Source organism: Sneathiella sp. HT1-7, from assembly GCF_020731145.1.
Taxonomy (GTDB): domain Bacteria; phylum Pseudomonadota; class Alphaproteobacteria; order Sneathiellales; family Sneathiellaceae; genus Sneathiella.
Window position 1 is genome coordinate 948888 of record NZ_JAJFZN010000001.1, and the last position, 19807, is coordinate 968694.

Here is a 19807-nt window from a genome sequence, read left to right on the forward strand (position 1 = left end):
TACATACATAATCCGGGACTTGGTTCGTTAGACTGAAAAGGGCGTATTTTGTTTTCTGCAATCAGTAAGGCCATCGCGCAGCTCGACGATAAGGCATTCCGGTCAGTTCTTTTGAGGGCGCTGGCACTGACCGCCGGTATTTTCATTCTTGTCGGCTTTGGAGCAACGGAGGCTTTCTCCCTTGTTCCCGAATTTGAATATGGCTGGATCAACACGGCGATCAGTTTTCTTGCGGGCCTCGGATTTCTGCTCGGTGGATTTTTTCTGTTTCCGCTGGTGATCAGTGCCCTGATCGGCCTGTTTCTCGACGACATCTCCGACGCGGTGGAGAAGAAGCACTATCCCGATGATGAGCCCGCCCATGATGTCCCGGTCCTTTCGAGCATCTGGGATGCGGTTAAATTTCTGGCATTGGTCATTGTCTGTAATATTATTGTATTGCCGCTTTATTTCATCCCGGTCATCAACCTATTCGTTTATTACCTGCTGAATGGCTACCTGATCTCTCGCGAATATTTCCAGATGGTAGCGATCCGTCATCACGACGTGGAGGAAGTAACTCGCCTGCGCAAGACCAACGCATCGGAGCTTTATTTAATGGGAATTGTCATCGCTTTCTCACTGACCATTCCGATTCTCAATCTGATCGCACCGATCATTGCGACGGCGGCCATGGTCCATCTCTATAAGAAGCGGGCGGGAAGCGTGCCTAAAAGCCGCGAGCTTGTTACCTGATGAAAAGGTTCACGGCGATTTGTGCGGTGCTTTTGTTTGGCCTGTCAGCTTGTGCACAAAGCCCGACGGCCTCTCAGCCTGAGACTGAGAAGCCAAAGAAAGCCGCGGCAATATTCGCGCCGCAAAAATCCACGTCGAAATCCGTCGTTCCTAAGCCGGCCCTCAAACCGCCGGTCGTTGCCGCGATTAAGCCCCGCATATTGCTGGAGCCAGCCGTTGTAATCGGCAAAACGTCAACGGAGATAAAAAATGCGTTCGGCGATCCCAACCTGCTGAGGCAAGATAGTCCGGCGGAAGTCTGGCAGTATCTTGCGCAGGGTTGTGCACTGCATTTATTTTTCTATCCGGGAACCTCCGGGGAGGCGCTTGTCGTCCGGCATATTGCCATCAATGGGCGCAGCATTGAAAATTTTTCTGACCTGGATCGTAAGCAATGCTTCAACGATCACCTCAAGGCCGTTGGTGCGGAAGAGACCTTTGTTGCGAAAAAGGCGTCCTGACGGCACATTGGGCCGGCCGAGGCTTTACGCGACTGTTTTTCCCTTGTACGCGCAAAGATCAGCGACGATGCAACGATAGCATTCGGGTTTGCGCGCCTTGCAGATATATCGTCCATGCAGGATCAGCCAGTGATGCGCATGGCGGAGATATTCTTTCGGGATTGCTTTTTCGAGTTTTTTCTCGACTTCCAGCGGAGTTTTGCCGGGCGCAAGACCTGTGCGATTGCCAAGCCGGAAAAGATGGGTATCTACGGCGATTGTCGGCTGTCCAAAGGCAATATTGAGTACGACATTCGCCGTTTTCCGGCCAACGCCTGCCAGTTTTTCAAGTTCTTCACGAGTCTGGGGTACTTCGCTGTTGTGATCGCGTATCAAAGCCTCACAGAGCTTGATGACGTTCTTCGCCTTGGTTTTATAAAGCCCGATGGTCTTGATATAATCGCGCAGCGTATCCTCGCCGAGGTCAAGAATTTTCTCTGGCGTGTCGGCAATGGCAAACAGTGGCCCTGTCGCCTTGTTCACCCCGACATCCGTCGCCTGCGCCGAGAGGACCACCGCGACAAGCAATGTGAAGGAGTTGACATAATTCAACTCCCCTTCCGGTTCGGGATTATTTTCTTCAAGGCGGCGAAAAAATTCGCGGATATCGGCTTTTTTCATCCTATGTTATTGGCATAGGTGGAATTTATGCGCAATAATCAATCTGGAGGATTGAGCGATGCCGACAGTAGATGACAGAATGGAAGAAGATGACGCGCAGACTGGCGCGGAAGGGTCTTTCTTTATGTCGCTTCATCCGAACCGCAGTCTGTCGCAATCTGGCTTTGTTATCCTGATGAGTAGTGTCGCCCTTATCAGCTTCGTTTCCGGGCTGTTGTTCCTATCAATGGGCGCTTGGCCGGTTTTTGGTTTTTTTGGACTAGACGCGCTATTGATCTATTACGCTTTCCGGCTCAATTTTCGTGCGGCCCGGCGCTATGAGACGATAAAAATTCACAAGGACCTGTTCACTATTACGCGCATTGCGCCCGATGGTGCAGAGAAAATAGAGGCGTTCGATGCCTATTGGTCGCGGACGATGATCGAGCGGGGGCAGCTATGTGTGACGAACCGGGGCAAATCCTACGAGATTGGCAATTTCCTCGGTGAGGATGAGAAGATCGAAGTTCAGGGGCTGATCGCGACAGCTCTTGATACGTACCGCAAGGGCGGCGTTCTTCAGTCGCCGAGCCCGAGCACGTCCATCATATCGTAATTTCCAGCTGGTTTGTCTTTCGCCCAGAGCGCCGCACGCACGGCACCACGGGCAAATATGGAACGATCTCCTGCTTTGTGGGTCAACTCGATCCGTTCATTCTCGGCGGCGAAGATCACCGTATGATCGCCCACGACATTTCCACCGCGCAACACCGCATAACCGATGTCGCCGCGCTTGCGAGCGCCGGTGATACCGTCCCGGCCGCGATCAGCTACATTGTTATGCTGGACGCCGCGTCCGGCGGCGGCGGCCTTTCCGAGCAGCAAGGCTGTTCCCGACGGAGCGTCGACTTTGTGATGATGGTGCATCTCAAGGATCTCGACGTCAAACTCATCATCCAATATGGTGGCGACTTTCCGCGTGAGCTGGGCGAGTAGATTGACACCGAGGCTCATATTCGCACCCTGAACAATCACGGCACTGTCACCACAAGCGGTAATTTCCGCCTGCTGTTCATTGCTGAGGCCTGTTGTTCCGATGACAAGGATTTTACCGCTCTTTGCGGCGAGTTTCGCATGCGCGACAGAGGCGGCGGGCGCAGTAAAATCAATCACCGCATCGGCTTCACCAAAAAGATTTTCTGTGTTCTCAGCAATCAGAATGCCGGAGGGTTCCAACCCGGCGAGAGCATGGACATCCTTGCCAATGTCTGGGGAACCTGCAGGTTCTGTCCCGCCGCAAATCTCGCAACCTGCGGTTTCGCTCACCTGTTTCACCAGCATCCGGCCCATACGGCCTGCCGCGCCAACAATACCAATTTTCAAATCGCTCATGTCACAATACCCTTTTTATCGCGCCACAGGATGTAGCACAGTCGGACGATTGTGGCGAGATGGTATTGAAGTAGAGGTTCGCTAGTCTTTCAGGTCGGCAAGGAAATCCTTAACGCGGGAAAAGAAGCCTTCGGATTCAGGGCTATGGGCACCCTTGCCCTCTGCCTCGAATTCCTTCAACAACTCCTTTTGGCGTTTGCTTAGATTGACCGGCGTTTCCACGATCGTGTGGATATACATATCGCCATGGCTATGGGAATTCATGATCGGCATGCCCTTGCTGCGCAGCCGGAACTTGCGCCCTGACTGGGTGCCTGCGGTAATGCTGACCTTTGCGCGCGCGCCCTCCAGAGTTGGGACCTCAATATCGCCACCCAGCGCCGCGGTTGTGAGTGGAATGGGAACACGGCAATGTATGTTCTGACCATCGCGCTGGAAAATCCGATGATCCGCGACAGTCAGAAAAATATAAAGATCGCCGGGCGGTCCGCCACGCATGCCCGCCTCGCCCTCGCCGGAGAGGCGAATGCGGTTGCCGTCATCGACGCCGGCCGGAATATTGACTGAAAGGGTTTTTTCCTTGTTCACTCGGCCCTGTCCATGGCAAGTTTTACAAGGGTTCTTGATAACCTGCCCTTGCCCCTGACAGGTTGGGCAGGTCCGCTCTATGGTGAAGAAGCCTTGCTGCGCACGGATTTTGCCCATTCCCTGACAGGTATCGCAGGCTGCCGGTTCTGATCCAGCTTCCGCGCCCGACCCGTCACAGCTTTCACAAGGTGCGGTTGTCGGGATTTTCAGTTCCATTTTTTTGCCGTGATAGGCATCTTCAAGGGAGATTTCGAGGTTATAGCGCAGGTCAGATCCACGTGGGGCGCGGCTGCGGCCACTTTGCTGGCCGCCCATAAAATCGCCGAACAGGTCTTCGAAAATATCGCTGAACCCGCCGCCAAAGCCCTGAGCGCCACCGGGGCCGCCACCATTTTCAAAGGCGGCATGACCATATTGGTCGTAGGCACTGCGCTTTTGCGGATCTTTTAAAATTTCGTAGGCTTCATTGACTTCCTTGAAGGCGGCTTCTGCACTGCTATCACCGGGGTTGCGGTCCGGATGATATTGCATCGCCTTCTTGCGATAGGCGGATTTTATCACAGTGGCGTCAGCATTGCTTTCCACCTCAAGTATTTCGTAATAATCGCGTTTGGCCATTAGTATCAATCACTTAACGAATGCCGCCTCGATCCGGATTTTTGGGACCGAGGCGGTATGTTTGGAAGACAGGATTTTAGCGGTTTTCCTCTAATAAATCCTTATTTGTCTTTTTTATCTTCGTCGACCTCTTCGAAGTCAGCGTCGACGACATCATCATCGGAGGCTTCGCCTTGTTCCTGGCCTTCGGCACTCGCTTCGCCCGTCTCTCCACCCTCTTGCGATTGAGCATAGAGTGCTTCACCGAGCTTCATCGACGCTGCCTGTAACGCTTCCATCTTGGCCTTGATGGCCTCGACGTCGTCGGCTTCCTTGGCTTCTTTCAGCTCTTCGAGTGCAGTTTGGATCGGCGCCTTGACGTCGTCGCCTACTTTATCACCGGCCTCTTCAAGGGTTTTCTCCGTCGCGTGAACAAGGCTATCGGCCTGGTTCAAGACTTCGACTTTTTCCTTGCGGGCCTTGTCTTCGGCGGCATGCTCTTCGGCGTCCTTGACCATTTGGTCGATATCAGATTCGCTCAAACCACTGGAGGCTTGAATCTGGATCTTCTGTTCCCGACCCGTGCCCTTGTCTTTCGCCGAAACATTGACGATACCGTTCGCATCAATATCGAAGGTCACCTCGATCTGAGGCACACCACGCGGTGCCGACGGGATCTCGGTCAGGTCGAAGTTGCCAAGCAACTTGTTGTCGGCCGCCATCTCGCGCTCACCCTGGAACACCCGGATGGTCACGGCCTGCTGGTTGTCTTCGGCAGTTGAGAAAGTCTGGCTCTTCTTCGTCGGGATCGTTGTATTCCGGTCGATGAGACGGGTAAAGACACCTCCCAGCGTTTCGATACCGAGGGAAAGCGGTGTCACGTCGAGCAGCAGAACGTCTTTCACGTCACCCTGTAGAACGCCTGCCTGAATGGCGGCACCAATAGCGACCACTTCGTCTGGGTTCACGCCCTTGTGGGGTTCGCGACCAAAGAAGTTTTTAACGGTTTCGATAACCTGCGGCATACGGCTCATGCCGCCAACGAGAATGACTTCGTCGATTTCGCCTTTTTGCATTCCAGCGTCTTTCAGCGCTTTCTCACAGGGAGCGAGCGTGCGCTTGACCAGATCTTCGACTAGACGTTCGAACTGTGACCGGGTCAGTTTGAGCTGCATATGCTTCGGGCCGGAGGCATCCGCCGTGATAAAGGGCAGGTTAATTTCCGTTGACTGGGAGGATGACAGCTCAATCTTCGCTTTTTCGGCGGCTTCCTTCAGGCGCTGCAATGCCATCTTGTCAGAGCGCAGGTCAATGCCCTGCTCCTTCTTGAACTCATCGGCGAGATAGTCGACCAGTTTCAGGTCGAAGTCTTCACCACCGAGGAAAGTATCTCCATTTGTGGAGCGCACTTCAAAGACGCCATCACCGATCTCAAGGATGGATACGTCAAACGTACCACCACCCAGGTCATAAACCGCAACGGTCTGGTTCGCTTTGTCCATGCCGTATGCAAGGGCCGCGGCTGTTGGCTCGTTGATAATACGCAGGACTTCAAGGCCGGCGATCTTGCCTGCATCCTTGGTTGCCTGACGCTGCGCGTCGTTGAAATAGGCAGGAACCGTAATTACGGCCTGACTAACGGTTTCACCAAGATAGCTTTCTGCTGTTTCCTTCATTTTCTGAAGAATGAAGGCTGAAATCTGGCTTGGGGAGTATTTCTCGCCGCGGGATTCGACCCAGGCGTCGCCATTGTCGGCCTTGACGATCTCGTAAGGGACCATCGCTTTATCTTTTTGAGTAGTTTTATCGTCGAACCGGCGACCGATAAGCCGCTTGATCGCGAAGAAGGTATCTTGCGGGTTTGTCACCGCCTGACGCTTGGCGGATTGTCCGACGAGCTTTTCGCCGTCTTCCGTAAAGGCGACCATTGATGGAGTCGTCCGCGCGCCTTCTGAATTCTCAATGACCTTTGCATTCTTGCCATCCATAACGGCGATGCAGGAGTTGGTCGTTCCCAAGTCAATTCCGATTACTTTAGCCATCATATCCTCTTTAATATTGGCAGATCAAAATAGCCAACTTATGCACCATAGTGATCCCCAGGATTTAAAACGTGTAAGTCTGTTGCCGTGTATATAAGTTCGAAACAAATTCAGTGCAAGGGCCGGAGTGGCCGTGCATGGACATAAAGTTAAATTTGCGAAAAGTCGAAGCGGCCCAAAATGGCGGTATGTCTGCCATGCTTAATCCTCACTTTACCTTGTCACCGGGCTCTGATACGAGCAATAGAAGATATAATCAAAGATCATAACAGGGAATCCGTGTGACGTCCGAACCACCCAGCCGCGGCAATCGCGCTGCCTCCAGCTTATTTTCGCCGGATGAAACCCGCGGACTATTGAGTGCGTTTGGCGCCTTCCTCGTCTGGGGCTGGTCGCCGGTGTATTTTAAATGGCTCTCGCATGTTTCGCCGATAGAGATTATTTCCCATCGTATCATCTGGTCTTCGGTGCTGGTTCTGTTGCTAATTGCATCAACCCGCAAAATCGGCCAGCTTTTGGAAATCTACCGGGATCCGCGCCGGCTTTACGTCTTTGTGCTGACCACAGTGCTTATTGGAGGTAACTGGTTGACTTTCGTCTGGGCTATATCCAACGATCGCATTTTGGAAGGAAGTCTCGGTTATTATATTAATCCTCTGGTTAATATCGTGCTTGGCATGATTTTTCTGGGTGAGCGGGTCAATAAATGGCAGACGGTGTCTATTTTATGTGCTGTCGCGGCGGTAACCATCCTGACGATACAGGTTGGCTATCTGCCTTGGATTGCCCTTGTTCTCGCATTTTCCTTCGGGTTTTATGCCCTGCTTCGCAAGAAGGCCGGTGCGGACAGCGCCGTTGGACTGGTTGTCGAAACAACCTTGTTGTTTCCAGTGGCGCTCGGGTTTCTGCTTTATTTGACGTTTACTGCGGATCCCGCGACCTCAACGGAAACGCCAACAGGGTTTCTGTTTGATACGAACACTTTACTGTTGCTGATCGGGACAGGCGTGGTGACGGCAACACCGCTTATTCTTTTCACGACTGCGGCAAAATACCTGAAATTCACAACGATCGGCATATTGCAGTATCTCTCGCCGACCATGCATGTTTTTATCGCGATATATCTTTACAATGAACCGTTCGATCAGTCGCGGCTGTTTGCCTTTGCACTGATCTGGCTTGGATTGATTATTTACAGTGTGGATGGCTACCGGGGGCGGCGTCGCCCCGCGGCACAATAAGGTGTAACTTCTCGGCTACACCTTCTCATCGACATGGGCGTCGGTGCGTTTCTGGCCGCCCTTTGACACCCCGACCATGGCCGGACGCAGGAGTCGGTCAGCAATTACGAAGCCAGCCTGTGTCACCTGAAGGATGGTTCCCGATGGCACGGAAGGGTCTTCAATCTCATACATTGCCTGGTGCAGGTTCGGATCGAATTTTTCGCCTTTGGGATCGATTCTCCGGATTTGGTGTTTTTCCAGCGTGTTGAGAAGCTCTGATTCTGTCATTTCAATGCCGGGCAATACATTCTTCACATCCGGATTCTCGCGAGCGCTATCAGGAATGCTTTCAATTGCGCGCCGGAGGTTATCGGCAACCCCCAGAATATCACGGGCGAATTTTGTTACCGCATATGTGTGGGCATCCTGTTTTTCACGCTCTGCTCGGCGGCGCATATTCTCGACATCCGCCATTGCCCGGAGCAATTTGTCTTTTAAATCGGCTATTTCAGCATCTTTCTCGGCGATGATATCAACTTCGCCTGCTTCTTCGTGCATACCGGTTTCGGGGCTTGCGTCTTCCGCGCCCTGTGCCGAGGCGTCTGCCGCTGCTTGTGCTTCGTTTTTCATCTTTTCACTCTCCTCCTGATCGTTCAGGGGGGGCTGCTTCTGTTCGTTCATTCTGTCTGCTTCCTAATCCAGCAATTTACCGATTACCTTTGCGGTATAATCTACCATCGGAACGATACGCGCATAGTTTAAACGCGAGGGACCAATGACTCCAATGGCGCCAACGATCTGTTCCTGACTGTTCTGGTAAGGAGAAATAATCATTGATGTGCCTGAAAGCGAGAAAAGATTATTCTCCGACCCAATAAAAATTTTCACGCCGCTTCCCTGCTCAGCCAGTTCCAGCAGCTTTATCCGCTCTTTCTTGACTTCCAGTGTATCGAACAGGTCCTTGATTTTTTCAAGATCTTCAAGGGCCTGCACATTCTGAAGTAGGTTGGCGTGACCCCGAACAATGAGCGTCTCCCCACCTCCCCAGCTCGCAATATCATGGGCGATCAAATCCTGTGTTAATTCATCAAGTTGCGCCTGATGATTGTCGAGTTCACGCTGAATTTCCTGTTTGGTTGCCTGCAAGCTTCGACCGGAAAGTTTTGCATTGAGGTAATTGGCCGCCTCTCGCAGCCCTGAATCGGTAAGACCCGGCGGCAGTTCAATGGTCCGGTTCTCGACCATGCCATTTGCAGTCACAATAATCACGAGTGCCCGGTCAACTCCAAGCCGCACAAACTCTATCTGTTTGATTGAGCTATCACTTTTAGGGGCAATCACCAGCGATGCGCAGTTGGACAGGCCAGACAGCATAGAGGAGGCTTCGGTGAGCATTTCCTCCATGTTTCGTCCATCAACCGCACAGCGGGCCTTGATATCAGACCGTTCTGCCTCGGTCAGGTTGCCAATCTCCAGAATGCCATCGACGAAAAGCCTGAGGCCTTGTTGTGTCGGCAGGCGCCCAGCCGAGGTATGAGGGGAATAAAGAAGGCCCGCATCGGCGAGATCCGCCATCACGTTGCGGATCGAGGCCGGGGAGAGGTCCAGCTCGCTGATCCGTGACAGTGTGCGTGAGCCGACGGGCTCCCCGGTTTGCATATAAGTTTCCACTATATGCCGGAAGACATCTCGGCTACGGTCGTTAAGTTCCTGTATTGTCATGTCGATTTCGTCATGAAACGTCTAATCCCTTGTTGGTCTAGAATGTAGTGACGCGGGAGGCTTGCGTCAATCTGGCACAGCGGTTACAACAAGCGCCAATCTTATTTCATCGATTAAAGGAAGTCTTATGCGCCCTTCTGGCAGAGCCCCCGATCAATTGCGCGACATTGTTATGGAACCCGGTTATGCCAAGAATGCGGAAGGGTCTTGCTTCATCAAATGCGGCGATACCCATGTACTCTGTACCGCAAGTATTGAGGAGCGAGTGCCGCCTTTCCTGCGTAACACGGGAAAAGGCTGGGTGACGGCGGAATATGGTATGTTGCCCCGTTCCACCGGATCGCGCATGGGTCGGGAGGCAGCGCGTGGCAAGCAACAGGGCCGCACCGTTGAAATTCAGCGTCTGATTGGCCGCTCTTTACGGGCGCTGGTCAATTTCGAAGGCTTTGGTGAACGTCAGATCACGGTCGACTGCGATGTGATTCAGGCCGATGGTGGGACACGCACGGCGTCTATTACTGGCGCCTATGTTGCGCTCTATCAGGCCTTTGACAAGCTTGTCGAGCAGGGGAAAATTCTTGAAATCCCAATGAAAGGGCAGGTGGCGGCTGTTTCCTGCGGTATTTACAAAGGTACGCCCGTTCTCGATCTTGATTATCCCGAAGACAGCAATGCGCAGGCCGATGCGAACTTCGTCCTGACGTCTGGGGGGCAGATCATCGAAATTCAGGGTACGGCCGAGGAAGATCCCTTTTCCGAAGCCGAATTTGGATCTCTTTTCTCACTCGCCAAGAAGGGTGTGACGGAGCTATGTGCCCTGCAGCGTCAGGCCCTCGGCATTTGAGTGGCCACCGAAAATTTGAGGGCGGAAAACTGGTCGTTGCCAGCCATAATCCGGGCAAGGTGCGCGAAATCGGTGAACTGCTATCCGCCTTCGACGTGGAGCCGATCTCAGCGGGCGCATTAGGTCTGCCCGAACCTGTCGAGGATGGCGACACTTTTATCGCCAATGCCGAGATCAAGGCGCTTGCTGCGGCAAAGAGTGCGAATATGGTGGCGCTCAGCGATGATTCCGGTTTTGCGCTGGATGCACTTGATGGTGCGCCGGGCATTTTTTCCGCGCGCTGGGCTGGTCCAACGAAGGATTTTTCCGTTGCCATGCAAAAGGTTGAGGACGAACTCAAGAAACGTGGCGCCATGACGCCTGAGAGGCGCAAGGCCCAATTCATCTGCGCACTCTCGCTCGCCTGGCCGGATGGTCATGTGGAGAGTTTCGAGGGCCGGGTCGTCGGCACCGCTGTCTGGCCACCTCGCGGAGACCAGGGATTTGGCTATGATCCTATTTTCCTGCCCGATGGCTATCAGGTTACCTTCGCGGAAATGGAGCCGGAAGAAAAGCATGCCATGAGCCATAGGGCTGATGCCTTCCGACAACTGATAAATGCCTGCTTTAGCCGAGAATAGCACCCCCGATCCCGGATTTGGCCTTTATTTTCATTGGCCCTTTTGCCGGAAGAAATGCCCTTATTGCGATTTCAACAGCCATGTGCGCGAAGCAGTGGATCAGCACCGCTGGACGGCGGCACTTTTGCGGGAATTGGATTATTTCGCGGATCAAACGACGCAAAAATCGCTGACCAGTATCTTTTTTGGCGGCGGGACCCCTTCGCTTATGACGCCGGAGACAGTTGCGGCACTAATTGAGGGCGCGCGGTCGCGATTTACTTTTGCCGATGACATCGAGATCTCGCTAGAGGCTAATCCGACGTCCGTTGAGGCGTCTTCGTTCGCGGGATATGGTGATGCCGGTGTGACGCGCCTATCCCTCGGAGTGCAGTCGATGCGTGACGAGGCGCTAAAATTCCTCGGGCGGGAACATACCGCGGGGGAAGCTTTACAGGCGATCGAATTGGCGCGAAAGAGTTTTGCCAATATTTCCTTCGATTTAATATACGCACTGCCGGGACAGAGTGTTGCGGATTGGCGATCCGATCTTGAGCGGGCACTTATCCTTGCCGGGGACCATCTCTCGCTCTATCAGTTAACAATTGAGCCGAATACCGGCTTTGCCGGGGCGGTCAGGCGCGGTGAATTTGCTATACCGGTTGAAGAAAATGCCGAGGAACTGTTTGAGGTAACGCAAAACATTTGCGCTGATGCCGGACGACCTGCCTATGAAATATCAAACCATGCCCGACCCGGATATGAGTGCCGCCACAATCTCACTTATTGGCGATATGGTGAATATATCGGTGTCGGCCCCGGTGCGCATGGACGGGCGATGCGAGAGGGCGTGCGGACCGCATTTCAGCAGAAAAAACGTCCGGAAAGTTGGCTCGAAGCCGTAGAGACGGCAGGCCACGGCACCGATATAACCGAACCGCTCATTCACCGTCTCGAATGCGCGGAGGAAATGTTGCTGATGGGTCTGCGCCTTGACGAAGGAGTCTGGTTCGAAAATTTCAGCGCCGCTATCGGCGCGCCCATGCAAGAATTTCTACGACACGACAGACTGGCTTCCCTCGTCGAAGCAGGGTTGATGGAGATGGATGATCAGAAGCTCCGCGCCACAGAGCGCGGCCGCCTTGTCCTCAATAGCTTATTGCCGGAAATACTAGTTTAACGCAGGAGCGAAGCTTTCCGGTTCCGGCTCGAGAACCAGCTGCTTTTTCGGCCCGACTTCCAGAACGGCAAGGCCACGTTCCGCAATGCCATTCTCGGGAAAGCGGAAGATGCCGTCATATCCGGTAAAACCGCTCGGGTTTTCGATGGCATCCCGTGAAAAGCGAATATCGGCAGGATCAAGTGCCATTACCCCCGCCAGCGCCATGGCGTCATAGGCAAGGCTGGCAATGCGTGATGGTTGATAGCCATAGAGTTCAGTAAATCTTTTCTGAAAAGCGGCCGCTTTTTCAGGTGCTGGCGCGGAGAACCAGCCGCCGACCAGTGCCGGTTCTGCCGATAGGGACGGGTCTTCCCAAAGCCCGGTGCCGATGAACTGCACGACTTCCGGGTCGACGTCGTAATAAGAAACCAAGGACGCCAACTCTTTTAGCCGAGCGCCTCCTTCAGGGATGATTAAGGCATCGAATGTCACCTCGCCAAAGGTATCCAGTTTCTCTAGACGTTTGACATAGGCTTTTGATTCGGCATCTTCCTTGGCTGCGTATAGTTCGATTTCCTTTTCCAGCTGCTTTTGCCGTAGCCCGTAATCGCCCAGTATTTTAGCGATTTCATGCAGATCCTGTGATCCGGCGGGAACATCAGTCGGATAGCGCACCGTACGATCGAGGGAGAGGCCAAGTGCTGTACTTGTCTCGGTTACATTCTTGACCACCGCATCACCATAAGGAGAATTCGGGGCCAGAACCGCAAAATTAAACAGGCCTTGCCGATAGGCGAATTCCATCGCCCGTTTAATTTGCTGCCCGACCGTCAGGCCCATGACATAAACGCCATCCCCGGCCACCGTTGTGTCCGTGGAAAAGGTGATAACATTGACGCCGCGTTCGCGCGCGAGGGGGCGCACCGTCGCGACGGAGGAAGAAAAGAGGGGGCCCAGGATAAGCTCCGCACCTGACACCAGCGCTTCCGCCGCCGCGCTTTCCGCGCCGCGTGGCGTGCCTTTCGTATCGAGGGGGAGCAGTTCAAGCTGGCCATTTCCAAGATCGAAAAGGGCGATATTCGCCGCGCGCAACAAATCATTACCAACGGCGGCGGTCGGGCCAGAGAGCGGCAGCAGAATGGCAATCTTTATTTTCTCTTCCGTCAACGCCTCCGGAGCGCGCAGACCAATAACGGCGGGCGCAGGCTCAATCAGGCGGACAAGTGGGTCAACTGTCGGGGTGTCTGAAAGATCTTCGGTTGACGGTGTGCGTTCCGGCGGGAGCAGATCCTTCAGATCTTGGGTGGCGGTTGTATTTGTGTTATCTTTTGGCTCGATCTCGGCGATTTTTGCAGGCTGACATGCTGTTAGGATAAAAGCCAACAGGCTGACAAGGCCAACATAAGTCAGTGAGTTCCGGTTTCGTTTAAGACATGACGTCATGGCAGATTTCGCGGGAAACAATTTTTCACTCCGTATGTCTTTTTGTGAAATTCCTAGCCCAAAAGACTAGGTAACCCCTGTATGGGGAGCAAGCAAATTGTTGATTACGGCATTATAAACAGGATGATGAGGCGACATTTTGGCACATCTAACAAAAGAAGCGCTGAAACATAAACGCCGCCGTGCCTATTTCAGGGGCCGCACTGCCGAATATCTGGCGGCAACGGCGCTTCGGATGAAGGGATACCATATTGTCGCCCGAGGTTATAGAAAACCGTTCGGTGAAATAGATATCATCGCCCGGCGCAACAACCTTCTTGTCGCCGTTGAGGTCAAAGCCCGGCCGCGATTCGCGGAGGCAGCAGAAGCCATCAGTGCAAAACAGAAACGCCGTATTTCACGTGCGCTAGAGGCCTTTGTCATGGAACGGCCAAAATTCGATGGCTTTAATGTCCGCTTCGATGTGCTGCTTGTCACCTCCTTGTGGAAATGGCCGAGCCATATTGAAGGGGCGTGGGAATAGGGGTTGAAGAGACCCTTTAAACGGAAACGAATTGGATTTATAGTGCCGTGACAATCATAGTTAAAGGCGTATCGGAATGAAATTTGTTGCTTATGCTCTTCTTGTCTTATCGTCCTTAATAGCGCTGAGCGGTTGCACCCCAACGGTGATCCTGGGTGGGGCGGCAATCGGAGGCGTTGCGGTCGCGGAGGAACGCTCCGTTGGGACGGTGATTGATGATGCAACCATCAAAACGCAGGTCATGAACGCCATCTTCCAGAAAAGCGAACCGATGTTTACGTCGACTTCGACGACTGTCATTGATGGCGTCGTTCTGATCACGGGGGAGGTGCCGACGCCAGAGGATCGGGTGACACTGACGCGTCTGATATGGGGCGTTAAGGGTGTGAAGGAAGTGCATAATGAGGTCAAGGTTGCGGATAGTGAGACGGTTGGCAGCTTTGCCTCTGACAGCCTGATCACGACAAAACTGAAACTGCAGCTCTTGCGCGATCCGGAGATTTTGAACATCAATTATTCGGTCGAAACGGTGGATGGAACAGTCTACCTGATGGGGATTGCTCAAAACGAGGCAGAACTGCAGCGGGTGAAAAATCATGCGAAAGAAATTTCCGGTGTCCGCCGCATCGTCAGCTATGTCAAAATGAAATCAGAGCTGAACTCAGCTTGAACTGATTGTCCGGGCGGGATAGGGTCCCTCTCAACAAACCAAGCGGCGCATCACTTTATAAATAAAGGTCGGGAATAATGAGTCTTGCCGTAGCCATTCAGATGGATCCCATCGAGAACGTAGATATCAACGGGGACAGCAGTTTTGTCCTCGGCTTGGAAGCGCAAGCGCGCGGCCATGGCCTCTATCATTATGGCCCGCAGGATATGTCCTTTTCGCAAGGACGTATTATTGCAAATGCCCGCCCGGTCCAGTTACGGCGTGAAGCGGGAAACCATTTCACCGCGGGAGAGGCGGAGCGAATCGACCTTGCCACTGTAGATGTGGTGCTGATGCGGCAGGATCCGCCGTTTGACATGTCCTATATTACGGCGACCCATTTGCTGGAGCATATCCACCCGAAAACCTTGGTGGTGAATGATCCGGTGAGCGTCCGCAACGCGCCGGAGAAGCTTTTCGTCACCCATTTCGACGGTATCATGCCGCCAACGCTTATCTCCTCCAACCTTGAGGAAATAAAGGGATTCCGCGCCGAATTTAAAGACATCATCATCAAGCCGCTCTATGGTAATGGCGGCGCGGGTGTATTCCATCTCAAACCGGAGGATGAAAATCTGACGGCTCTGTGTGAGATGTTCACACAATTTTATCGTGAGCCGATGATCGTACAGAAATACCTTCCCGAAGTACGTGAAGGCGACAAGCGGATCATTCTTGTCGACGGCGAACCGGTCGGCGCCATCAACCGTGTGCCGCAAAAAGGTGAGGTTCGCTCCAACATGCATGTCGGCGGGCAGGCCGTCAAATCCGCTCTCACCAAGCGGGAAGAAGAAATCTGTAAAGCTATTGGCCCTGCGCTGAAGGAACAGGGCCTAATCTTTGTCGGGATTGACGTAATCGGGGACTACCTCACGGAAATCAACGTGACATCACCGACGGGACTGCAGGAGATCAATCGCTTCGACGGTGTGAAGTTGGAGGCAACCATTTGGGATTGCTTAGAAGAAAAGGTCAGCAATTCCGCTTCTTGCTAGTTTTCACAAGCCTAAATTTTAACCATGAAGATTCTTTCGGCACATGCTATCGTTGTGCGCATAATGATATGTTGAACCGAAAGTTGACATGCAGGCGAAGATAAAGACCGTGGCCTTTCAAGGGCTGGAGGTGCGCGAAGTGGATGTGCAGGTGATGATGGCCTCTGGCCTGCCTGCCTTCACCGTTGTTGGCCTCGCGGATAAATCCGTTGCGGAAAGCAGGGAGCGGGTGCGCGCCGCGCTCACTTCCCTTGGTATTGGTCTGCCGCCCAAACGCATCACTGTCAATCTCGCGCCGGCTGACCTCCCAAAAGAGGGCGCGCATTATGATTTGCCGATTGCACTTGGCATCCTCGCCGCGATGGGCGTTCTCCCCGCTGAGGAACTTGATGATTATTATGTCTTGGGCGAACTCTCACTCGATGGCAGCTGTAATCCGGTAACTGGTATTTTGCCTGCTGCCGTCGCTGCGGTGGGAGAGGATAAGAATATCATCTGCCCGGAAGCCTCGGGACCTGAGGCAGCCTGGGCCGGTGATCTGAATGTGTTGGCGCCCGCAAACCTTCTCGCGCTCATCAATCATTTCAAGGGCACGCAGGTGCTTACCCCGCCTGCCCACGGTGATATTATTGATGAAGCACTGTCACTGAGACTTGAAGATATCAAGGGGCAGGAAACGGCGAAGCGCGCCCTCGAAGTAGCGGCGGCAGGTGGGCATAACTTGTTAATGACGGGGCCGCCGGGCTCCGGCAAGTCGATGCTGGCGGCGCGACTTCCTGGTCTGCTCCCACCGCTCGACGCGGCGGAGGCGTTGGAGGTTAATATGATCTCCAGTATCGCTGGTGAAATGAAGGAGGGTCGGCTTTCTCGCCGGCGTCCCTTTCGCGACCCCCATCATTCCGCGTCGGTTGCCGCCATGGTTGGCGGCGGGCGCGGAGCGAAACCGGGGGAGGTTTCGCTCGCCCATCTGGGCGTTCTGTTCCTCGATGAATTACCGGAGTTTAACCGGCAGGTTCTGGAATCCTTGCGTCAGCCGGTGGAAATCGGCCGGGCGGTGGTGGCGCGGGCCAATCTGCATGTCACTTACCCTGCGAGTATGCAGTTGATCGCGGCGATGAATCCTTGCCGCTGCGGTCATCTTGACGATGCGTCACAGGCCTGCGCCCGGGCGCCAAAATGCGCTGTTGAGTATCGTTCCCGCATTTCCGGCCCAATGCTCGACCGGATTGATATTCACGTGGATGTGCCCGCTGTATCTGCTGCTGATCTGACATTACCACCTCCGACCGAGACAACCGAGATTGTTGCCGCTCGCGTGGGCCGGGCCCGCGAAATTCAACGCGATCGCTATCAGGGTATCGATCATGCGACGCCGATCCGCACAAACTCGGATGCGGAAGGTGAGGTGTTGGAACGTTTTGTCCAGCCGGATAAATCGGCGACCGCGCTTTTGCAGGATGCTATCGGCAAGCTAAAACTTTCTGCGCGCGGTTACCACCGGGTTTTGAAAGTCGCGCGTACCTTGGCCGACCTTGCCGAGAGCGAGCCCGTCACCCGATCCCATATCGCCGAGGCGCTGGAATACCGCCGCCGCCTCGCGATGAACGGCTAGCGCTATTTATCCTTATTGACGTCGAGGGTTTCCAGATGGCGGCGGGCTTCGTCGCCTGCGGGGGTGTTGGTCGCAATTTCCAGAACTCGCAGCCAATCTTTGCGCGCCAAATCCCGTTTTTCCGCCGCCTCATAGAGGATGCCACGTTCGATCAGGGCGTCCAGCTGATCAGGCTCCAGCGACAGGGCGAGTTCCACGTCCTCTAACGCACGGGCATTATCGCCCAGATGCCGCCGGGCGGCAGCTCGAAAAGTAAGTGCATCGGGGCGCGCTGGGTCAAGTTTGAGGGCAAGGTCAAGGTCATCGAACGCACGTTTGTAGTCGCCGACCTTCGCCATGATACGGCTTCGGTCGACAAGGAGGTTGATGTTTTCGGGTTCAATCTCCAGTCCCGTCGTGGCGACGGCGAGTGCGCGCTCATACTCTTCCGCCAGCAACCAGACATTGGTCGCCTGAGTTAGTACGGGAACGAGTAGAGGGGAGCCGGCCCCCTGCATATCCTCCGCCAGTTCCTCCAGTGTCAGGGCCGCATGGTCATATTTCTTCATCGCGACAAGCGCGAGCGCAACACAATGACGGGCCGGAAAACCACCGCCTGCATCGCGCCAGGCAAGGGCAGATTCAAAAGCTTTTTCCGGTTCTCGCCGGGTCAGGGTCAGGCAGGCTTCATACTCGCTTTCCTGCGTCCGCACACCATCAGGTGCCCCCGCTGCCGAAGTGAGAAGTGGCCGGGCGGCCAGGGATATGGTAAGTGCCATAAAAAGGGTTAAAAATCGCGCGAACATGAAATGCCTTAAATTGGTCTTGATTCGACCCTACATGCCGAATACAGGATTGATTACATTGGGAGTTCTACCATGAACAGACTGGTTGTTGCCACTATCGCTTTTCTAAGTTTCGTCCCCCTTGCGGCGGCGGAAATGCCTCATCGTTCCCATATGATGCAGGATCAAGTTGTTCTAAATTTGACGACGGAAGGGTGGGTCAAGACCGATACCGCCAGAGTGTCGGTCTATGTTGAACTTGTTCAGCAGGAAGAATCGGCAGATGCGCTAAAAAACCGTATTGATGGATCGCTGCAATCCCTCGCCAAGGATGTGGACTGGCGCATTACGTCCTCCCGTCAACAGCTTGATCAGACCGGGCTTAATCGCTGGTATGTAAGCGCGGAGGCGCGTATCCCCGAGGCGGCGCTGGCCGGTCTTCAGGATCGCGCAAAAAAAGCGAGTAGCCCGGGATATAAGGTGACGATCTCTAACGTGGATTTTACACCGTCATTGGCAGAGTTTGAGCAGTTGCGCGGGGACTTGCGAGCGCAGATCTATCTGCAGGCCCTTGATGAAGTGGCGCGACTGAACAAGGTAATGTCCGGCGGGGAGTATCATGTCCGCAAGGTCGATTTCGTCCAGACCTATCCAACACAAAGCATGGATGCGTCCCCGCGGACAATGATGATGAAGTCCAATGCCGCGACAGAATCTTCCGGGTCGCAGGGTGGCGCGGAGCTTTTGGTCTCCGTCAAGCAATCGGTGTCGGCGCTGATCGTCCTTGGCCGGATTGACATGCCCAACCCGAAACAGGAGTAGCATGGACAAAAGGTTATTCTGCTTTGGCTTCGGCTTTACGGCCCGCCAGATCGCGACAGACTTTCCAAATTGGCGGGTGATGGGAACGGGCCGGTCCCCCGCTGATGACGCGACGCAGAGGGGCATTCCCCTCTACCCCTTCCGCCGGGATCAGCGGATAGAGAATTTCAATGATATTGCGGCAGATGTGACTCATATCCTCCTTTCCATCCCGCCCGACGAGATGGGAGACCCGGTCTATGATGTGATGGCGTCGGAACTCCTACGCCTTAAGAATTTGCAGTGGGTTGGATATTTGTCGACGACTGGAGTGTATGGCAACTTCAATGGTGGCTGGGTCGATGAAGAAAGTCCCTATAATCCTTCCGGGGAGAGAGGGGGGAGGCGAATGCGGGCGGAGCAGGCTTGGCTCAGCCTATATGAGGCAAACGACTTGCCGGTTCATATTTTCCGCCTGCCTGGAATTTATGGCCCGGGGAGAAACCAGCTGGTGTCGTTGAAAAAAGGGAAGGCCCGGAGAATCGCCAAGCCGGGTCAGATATTCTCACGTATCCATGTGGCTGATCTGGCGGCGATTCTTATGACCTCAATGGAAAAGCCAAATCCCGGCGCAATCTACAATATTGCCGATGATGAACCGGCACCGCCGCAGGATGTTGTTGCCTATGCAGCTGAACTTTTGGGGATCGCTCCCCCACCTTTGATTGACTTCGAGGATGCTGACCTTAGCCCTATGGCGCGTAGTTTCTATTTGGACAGTAAGCAGGTCAGTAACGCAAAAATTAAATCAGAGCTTGGGATTTCGCTCAAATTTCCTACCTATAGGGAGGGTTTGGCGGCTTTGCTTGATGGTGAAATCGGTATATAACCATTCTCTAGACTGTTTTTTGACAGCC

21 protein-coding genes are annotated in these 19807 nt (G+C 53.9%); 13 read left to right on the plus strand and 8 right to left on the minus strand.

All coding sequences use genetic code 11. The annotated features are described in order from the left end of the window. Window positions 1-48: 48 nt before the first annotated feature. Together LKE13_RS04555 and LKE13_RS04560 are read left to right on the plus strand one after the other, a co-directional pair. Window positions 49-735, plus strand: coding sequence for an EI24 domain-containing protein (locus LKE13_RS04555; protein ID WP_227948536.1), 687 nt, complete (start codon window positions 49-51; stop codon window positions 733-735). Further along, a complete protein-coding gene (locus LKE13_RS04560) occupies window positions 735-1235 on the plus strand; it encodes a hypothetical protein (RefSeq protein WP_227948539.1) in 501 nt (166 codons plus the stop codon). The genes LKE13_RS04555 and LKE13_RS04560 overlap by 1 nt, the downstream gene beginning before the upstream one ends. Before the next feature lie 24 nt (window positions 1236-1259). On the opposite strand, the gene nth is transcribed toward LKE13_RS04560, so the two are convergent. Continuing rightward, on the minus strand, window positions 1260-1895 hold the full coding sequence (gene nth / locus LKE13_RS04565; RefSeq protein WP_227948541.1) for an endonuclease III: 636 nt from the start codon (window positions 1893-1895) through the stop codon (window positions 1260-1262). A 58-nt stretch (window positions 1896-1953) separates the two neighbouring features. Between nth and LKE13_RS04570 the strand changes: the two genes are divergently transcribed. Beyond that, entirely contained in the window at window positions 1954-2490 is a 537-nt protein-coding gene (locus tag LKE13_RS04570; RefSeq protein WP_227948543.1) for a DUF2244 domain-containing protein, read from the plus strand. Here the strand turns inward: LKE13_RS04570 and dapB are convergent. The 3 genes from dapB to dnaK all read right to left on the minus strand — a co-directional run bounded on the left by dapB (window position 2454) and on the right by dnaK (window position 6493). Continuing rightward, complete coding sequence (dapB, locus tag LKE13_RS04575) at window positions 2454-3257, minus strand: 4-hydroxy-tetrahydrodipicolinate reductase (protein WP_415776497.1); 804 nt, start codon at window positions 3255-3257, stop codon at window positions 2454-2456. The genes LKE13_RS04570 and dapB overlap by 37 nt on opposite strands. A gap of 90 nt (window positions 3258-3347) precedes the next feature. Next, on the minus strand, window positions 3348-4472 hold the full coding sequence (gene dnaJ / locus LKE13_RS04580; RefSeq protein WP_227948547.1) for a molecular chaperone DnaJ: 1125 nt from the start codon (window positions 4470-4472) through the stop codon (window positions 3348-3350). A 101-nt stretch (window positions 4473-4573) separates the two neighbouring features. After that, window positions 4574-6493 carry a molecular chaperone DnaK gene (dnaK, locus tag LKE13_RS04585; protein WP_227948549.1) on the minus strand — a complete coding sequence of 640 codons (1920 nt, stop codon included), beginning with the start codon at window positions 6491-6493 and terminating at the stop codon, window positions 4574-4576. 281 nt (window positions 6494-6774) lie between these two features. Between dnaK and rarD the strand changes: the two genes are divergently transcribed. Next, window positions 6775-7734 carry an EamA family transporter RarD gene (gene rarD / locus LKE13_RS04590; RefSeq protein ID WP_227948552.1) on the plus strand — a complete coding sequence of 320 codons (960 nt, stop codon included), beginning with the start codon at window positions 6775-6777 and terminating at the stop codon, window positions 7732-7734. A gap of 15 nt (window positions 7735-7749) precedes the next feature. On the opposite strand, the gene grpE is transcribed toward rarD, so the two are convergent. After that, on the minus strand, window positions 7750-8397 hold the full coding sequence (gene grpE / locus LKE13_RS04595; RefSeq protein WP_227948554.1) for a nucleotide exchange factor GrpE: 648 nt from the start codon (window positions 8395-8397) through the stop codon (window positions 7750-7752). A gap of 12 nt (window positions 8398-8409) precedes the next feature. Then, the gene (gene hrcA / locus LKE13_RS04600) at window positions 8410-9438 is read right to left on the minus strand and encodes a heat-inducible transcriptional repressor HrcA (RefSeq protein ID WP_227948556.1); all 1029 of its coding nucleotides are present in this window, start codon (window positions 9436-9438) and stop codon (window positions 8410-8412) included. A 127-nt stretch (window positions 9439-9565) separates the two neighbouring features. On the opposite strand from hrcA, the gene rph reads away from it, so the two are divergent. The 3 genes from rph to hemW are packed head-to-tail and all read left to right on the plus strand — an operon-like array spanning window position 9566 to window position 12061. After that, entirely contained in the window at window positions 9566-10282 is a 717-nt protein-coding gene (gene rph / locus LKE13_RS04605; protein ID WP_227948558.1) for a ribonuclease PH, read from the plus strand. Next, window positions 10279-10902 carry an RdgB/HAM1 family non-canonical purine NTP pyrophosphatase gene (gene rdgB / locus LKE13_RS04610; protein ID WP_415776481.1) on the plus strand — a complete coding sequence of 208 codons (624 nt, stop codon included), beginning with the start codon at window positions 10279-10281 and terminating at the stop codon, window positions 10900-10902. Before rph ends, rdgB begins: the two co-directional genes overlap by 4 nt. Further along, complete coding sequence (gene hemW / locus LKE13_RS04615) at window positions 10880-12061, plus strand: radical SAM family heme chaperone HemW (protein WP_227948560.1); 1182 nt, start codon at window positions 10880-10882, stop codon at window positions 12059-12061. Before rdgB ends, hemW begins: the two co-directional genes overlap by 23 nt. On the opposite strand, the gene LKE13_RS04620 is transcribed toward hemW, so the two are convergent. Beyond that, the gene (locus LKE13_RS04620; RefSeq protein ID WP_227948562.1) at window positions 12053-13486 is read right to left on the minus strand and encodes a penicillin-binding protein activator; all 1434 of its coding nucleotides are present in this window, start codon (window positions 13484-13486) and stop codon (window positions 12053-12055) included. The genes hemW and LKE13_RS04620 overlap by 9 nt on opposite strands. A 139-nt stretch (window positions 13487-13625) precedes the next feature. Here LKE13_RS04620 and LKE13_RS04625 point away from each other — a divergent pair, with 139 nt between their 5' ends. The 4 genes from LKE13_RS04625 to LKE13_RS04640 all read left to right on the plus strand — a co-directional run bounded on the left by LKE13_RS04625 (window position 13626) and on the right by LKE13_RS04640 (window position 17325). Then, complete coding sequence (locus LKE13_RS04625; RefSeq protein WP_227948564.1) at window positions 13626-14009, plus strand: YraN family protein; 384 nt, start codon at window positions 13626-13628, stop codon at window positions 14007-14009. A gap of 76 nt (window positions 14010-14085) precedes the next feature. Beyond that, window positions 14086-14679, plus strand: coding sequence for a BON domain-containing protein (locus LKE13_RS04630; RefSeq protein WP_227948567.1), 594 nt, complete (start codon window positions 14086-14088; stop codon window positions 14677-14679). A 77-nt stretch (window positions 14680-14756) separates the two neighbouring features. Continuing rightward, a complete protein-coding gene (gene gshB / locus LKE13_RS04635) occupies window positions 14757-15713 on the plus strand; it encodes a glutathione synthase (protein ID WP_227948569.1) in 957 nt (318 codons plus the stop codon). An 88-nt stretch (window positions 15714-15801) separates the two neighbouring features. Continuing rightward, window positions 15802-17325: a YifB family Mg chelatase-like AAA ATPase gene (locus LKE13_RS04640; RefSeq protein WP_227948571.1), complete on the plus strand. Its 1524-nt coding sequence runs from the start codon at window positions 15802-15804 to the stop codon at window positions 17323-17325. A gap of 2 nt (window positions 17326-17327) precedes the next feature. On the opposite strand, the gene LKE13_RS04645 is transcribed toward LKE13_RS04640, so the two are convergent. Continuing rightward, window positions 17328-18083, minus strand: coding sequence for a tetratricopeptide repeat protein (locus LKE13_RS04645; RefSeq protein WP_227948573.1), 756 nt, complete (start codon window positions 18081-18083; stop codon window positions 17328-17330). A gap of 99 nt (window positions 18084-18182) precedes the next feature. On the opposite strand from LKE13_RS04645, the gene LKE13_RS04650 reads away from it, so the two are divergent. Then, window positions 18183-18911 (plus strand): hypothetical protein, encoded by a 729-nt coding sequence (locus tag LKE13_RS04650; RefSeq protein WP_227948576.1) that lies wholly within the window; start codon window positions 18183-18185, stop codon window positions 18909-18911. 1 nt (window position 18912) lies between these two features. After that, the gene (locus LKE13_RS04655) at window positions 18913-19779 is read left to right on the plus strand and encodes an SDR family oxidoreductase (RefSeq protein ID WP_227948578.1); all 867 of its coding nucleotides are present in this window, start codon (window positions 18913-18915) and stop codon (window positions 19777-19779) included. Window positions 19780-19807 lie beyond the last annotated feature (28 nt).